This window comes from Chryseobacterium rhizosphaerae (assembly GCF_003385455.1).
GTDB classification, from domain to species: Bacteria; Bacteroidota; Bacteroidia; order Flavobacteriales; family Weeksellaceae; genus Chryseobacterium; species Chryseobacterium rhizosphaerae.
In genome coordinates this window covers 1-4,355 of record NZ_QNUF01000062.1, presented here as the reverse complement: position 1 = coordinate 4,355, position 4,355 = coordinate 1, and the positions used below count along the sequence as shown (strand labels likewise).

5 protein-coding genes are annotated in these 4,355 nt (G+C 31.5%); all 5 read right to left on the bottom strand.

The window, feature by feature from the left end:
• Positions 1-211: 211 nt before the first annotated feature.
• The gene (locus tag DRF57_RS23305) at positions 212-463 is read right to left on the bottom strand and encodes a hypothetical protein (RefSeq protein WP_115921122.1); all 252 of its coding nucleotides are present in this window, start codon (positions 461-463) and stop codon (positions 212-214) included.
• Between the two features lie 73 nt (positions 464-536).
• Complete coding sequence (locus DRF57_RS23300) at positions 537-1,082, bottom strand: hypothetical protein (protein ID WP_115921121.1); 546 nt, start codon at positions 1,080-1,082, stop codon at positions 537-539.
• Positions 1,083-1,087: 5 nt separating this feature from the next.
• Positions 1,088-2,176 carry an RHS repeat-associated core domain-containing protein gene (locus tag DRF57_RS23295; RefSeq protein WP_262511491.1) on the bottom strand — a complete coding sequence of 363 codons (1,089 nt, stop codon included), beginning with the start codon at positions 2,174-2,176 and terminating at the stop codon, positions 1,088-1,090.
• A gap of 212 nt (positions 2,177-2,388) precedes the next feature.
• A complete protein-coding gene (locus DRF57_RS23290) occupies positions 2,389-2,943 on the bottom strand; it encodes a hypothetical protein (protein WP_123863381.1) in 555 nt (184 codons plus the stop codon).
• 20 nt (positions 2,944-2,963) lie between these two features.
• The coding region (locus tag DRF57_RS23285) for a polymorphic toxin-type HINT domain-containing protein (protein WP_262511490.1) at positions 2,964-4,355 on the bottom strand (1,392 nt) is incomplete at its 5' end.

The window sequence follows — 4,355 nt, the reverse complement described above, 5'->3', positions numbered from 1 at the left end:
ATGGAATATTATCATAATTATCTACATTAAGATTCAAAATATATTCTATTATTTCAGCAACTTCAGTCTCTGGGCATTTTTTCCCTTCATTACAAATATTATGTACCAAAATCCCTTTCTCAGAAACATAATAGGTTACCTTCTACTTCAAATTTGTGAACTTTTAAAAAGAAAGAAGCCGTCTCATTTCATTGAGTCGACTTCTTTTTATCTAATGTCGATTTTTTAGTTTATCAAAAATATTATCCCGAAGTTTTTCTACTGACTCTTTACGATCAGACCAAGCTTTAGAATTTAATACATAATTATCAGCTTCAGAAATTTTTAATTTAAATTTTAAAACTAATAACATTGTTGATTGCATCATAGATAAATCATCTTCTAATTTCATTTTTAATATTAAATCTTCAATATTAGTGATCGTGTAATCTTTATATTTTTCCAATAACTCTGTATTATTCATATTTTATAATTTAAAAAGTTGATCGAGTTTTGGTATAGCAGCTCAAAGTTATAAACTTTGCGCAGCTAGGCTATTACCTAATTGGTAAATCTGGTAATTTAAAATCATTTCGATAACTTATAATTAAGTTGTCTCCACCTAGCCCCTTTATGCAGCTAAAATTTGCATAGTGATTAATTAATAATTTTTCATTCCCTATATCATGAAACCTATTCTTTTTTTGAAAGGTTATATAATCAAAAAAATTAAATTTTTCAGTTGGAATAAAAAAAGTGCAACTGTAAAAATATTTCCAAACATCAAAAAGAAAATTATATGTATGATCATTTATGTTAATTCTACCAACACTATCAAAGCGAGAACTATCAAGTTCTTTAAGTATAATATATTCTCCATAGTCCTTAAAACTTTCAAGTATCCTAACTTTAAGTTTTTTAAGTTCTTTCTTGTCAGTTAAGTTCTCTTCCCTGCGGAAAGCAAAAAAAAGAGTATTACTATCAGAAAACAAACATTTATATATTCTTTTTAAACGAATTAAATCCTCAAATATATCTAAGTCAAAATCTTCAATAGAAAGAAGATTTATATCTTTATTTAAAACACTATTATTGATTTCCATTTATATTATTTTATAGGTTGCCCCCAACGAAATGGATTTACACTTCTATGAGGAGAATTAGTATATCCCCAATAATTTGTATGAAAATGTAAAGTTTTACCTCTATTTAATGATGGTAATCCATGATAATCTAATCTAAATTTTTTGTTGGTTGAAGATACATATGAAAATATTGTACCCCCACCAACACTTGGATTAGAATATAAAAGCTCTACTCTTCCAATTTTAAATCCATATCCCCCTCTAAATGCAAAAGGATTTATTTGAGATGCTTCTTTTAATATTATTGCTTCAGCAGCTTTTTCTGTTAAGTAACCTGCAGCATATGAGTAATCATTTGCTGTATAATTAGGAACGTTACGAGTAGCATCTATTAAGCTATTAATCGTTTTTACTGTTCCATATGCTCCTAAAGTAAAAGTATTAGCTAGCCCATCCCAATAACTTTCACCGTAAAATTGTCCTTTAATATAATTCCAAGATGACTGAGCCCCTCCTAAAAAGCCATCAAAATAACTATCAATCAAAGTTGTATTTCCATACTTCTCCATATGACTTCTAAACTGATCTGCCCAACCGGATTTTTTTCCTACAAGAGGAATACTAGGAACAACGATATGAGGTCCATCACTCTCATCATTTGGATTCTTCTTACCAACTCCATTAACCATATTGCTATATCCATTGTAATTGGTTGGGTTTCCGTCATAATCCATCTGTCCTCCCCAATTATTGGTAAAGCCATTTCCTGTGTTTGTCCACGTAGTTCCGTGAGGAGCGTCCAATAGTTCATCTATAAATGCTTGGGATACCATTCCGTTGGGATCAAACAAATTGATCGGATTATTCATCACATAAGCATAAGGAGAATGAGAATAATAACTTTCTGCTAACTGGTCTATACCATTCCATCTGGCAATATCCGGCATATATTCTCTCCAGCCATAGCTGTACATTCCGGTTTCCTGCAGTTCCTTGCCGTTGTATTTATTGCTTTTATAGCTACCTTGCGCAAAATAGGAATTCCAGGTTTTTAAATGATTCATCCCAAATGGATAATAATCATTGGTATCTGTACTCTCAAGAACTCCAATACTGTTTCTTCCGTAAGAAACCCTTACATTTCCCAGCTGGTCAATGTATTGGTAAATATAAATATTTCATAACGCCCAATAATAAACTCAAAAACATTTCTGGATTAAAGTTCTCTTTAGAATGCAAATCAATCATTTTAAAATGTAAAAACCTCACTTTTTGTGAGGTTTTGTTATATCAGCTCAAAGTTATAAACTTTGCGCAGCTAGAGTTATTCTTTATAAAATCCAGAAATTATATTTTCCTCTGTTTTTAAAGATTGAAGCTTATTAATTATATCACTTTTTGTAATAGTCTTTAAAAGCAAAAACCTATTTAAAACAAAAGCAATTTCATTGGGATAATAGTCAAAATATATATCTTGAGATCTTTTATTAGTAGTCTCAATTAAATAATCCATTGTTGAATATGTCCAGTAATATTTATTATTGCTCTCTTTCGCAATAGCTTCAATCATTATAATATCCAGATCTTCTTTATCAATTTCATAATTTGCATAAAATTGAAAATTCTCATTCTCTGTTATTAGAAATTTATTTTTTAATTTAAAGAAAAACATTCCATTTTCATTAATCTCTGTTGGGCTATATAAGATCACATTTTCATCTTCATAGGTATAATAGTTTTCTTCTTCCTCATATACTAATAGATCACAGATAAATTTATCTTTATATTTATATCCTCTTATTATAGATTCTCCTCCTAAAAAGTTTGTAAATTCATAGGGTTGAAACCCAAAAAGCTCTTTATTTTTCTTTATTTTCATGTTCATATTGTAATAATTTATTATCTACCCAAATATGGATGTAGACTTCTAATACTTGTTCCCGCCTCATTCATCCATATTCTTACTTGAGTACTTGTTCCCGATTGATTTATTACTCTTCCATAATCTAATATTATTTCTTTTACTCCTTGTGCAGATGTACCAAATGTGCCTTCTCCTCTACCAATACGCATAGCAGCTTCTTCTAATACATCTTTATATGATAAGCCTTTTTGAAACATTTGAGATAAAGGCCTACCACCAATATTAAATTCCCCAGCAAAGAAATGTTCAGAAAGATGTGATGTCATCCTTGAAGCCGAATTCTCTAATGTATTGGTAATTGCGTTAGCCCATTCACAGTTATTATGCACTAAAATTCCTTTCTCAGAAACATAATAATTATGGTTGCCCTCAACTTCAAAGTTATAAACTTTTACTTTCTCATCCAAAAATGTAATAGATTCTACAGGAGAAATTTTTCCGTCTAAAGTAGTAAGAGGCATTCCTTTGGTAAGGTCTTTAGCTTCTATCCAGCTTCTACTTACATAAAATGGATGTTCTGGTGTACAGCTAATTTCTGTATCATTTACAGAAATTCTCACCAATGAAGAAGAAGTATTACGAGATAAGGCTATCACTCTTTTTAATTCTTTTTTGCCTGTTTCTTCATTGTAACTCCAGACAAGGTCACCTTCTTTAATGTCTTCAATCTTTATATTTCCGTTTTCTGCTACCACCAGTGTACCCTCTGTAAAACAGATCTTTATCAAACCAGTGGTAAGTCTTCCAAGAGGACCACAGATAATTTTACTTAGTCCGGCAGCCCTCCAACCAGCAGATAAAAGTTCACCTCCCACAAAAGAACCAGGTAATTCCAAAAACAGAAACCTTTCAGCAGCTGATACCGACTGTCCTACTTTGGTGTTCTCTATGGCATCATAAAGCAATGAATTATTTTGATCAAATGTAAATTCTCCTAAAACTCCGGTAAACTTGCTATACATTAACAAGCTGTTCTCTCCAATATTTTTATGATTACTCCATCCTGACATACCTCCCTTGGCCTTAATAATAACTTCAGGAACTTCGAAGCTAGGTCCATCATTTGGATTCTTCTTACCAACTCCATTAACCATATTGCTATATCCATTGTAATTGGTTGGGTTTCCGTCATAATCCATCTGTCCTCCCCAATTATTGGTAAAGCCGTTTCCTGTGTTTGTCCACGTAGTTCCGTGAGGAGCGTCCAATAGTTCATCTATAAATGCTTGGGATACCATTCCGTTGGGATCAAACAAATTGATCGGATTATTCATCACATAAGCATAAGGAGAATGAGAATAATAACTTTCTGCTAACTGGTCTATACCATTCCATCTGGCAATATCCGGCATATATTCTCTCCAGCC

Bases quoted from the DNA above. Each gene is read 5' to 3' on its own strand.
- DRF57_RS23305 (WP_115921122.1), bottom strand. From the start codon at position 463: ATGAATAATACAGAGTTATTGGAAAAATATAAAGATTACACGATCACT.
- DRF57_RS23300 (WP_115921121.1), bottom strand. From the start codon at position 1,082: ATGGAAATCAATAATAGTGTTTTAAATAAAGATATAAATCTTCTTTCT.
- DRF57_RS23290 (WP_123863381.1), bottom strand. From the start codon at position 2,943: ATGAAAATAAAGAAAAATAAAGAGCTTTTTGGGTTTCAACCCTATGAA.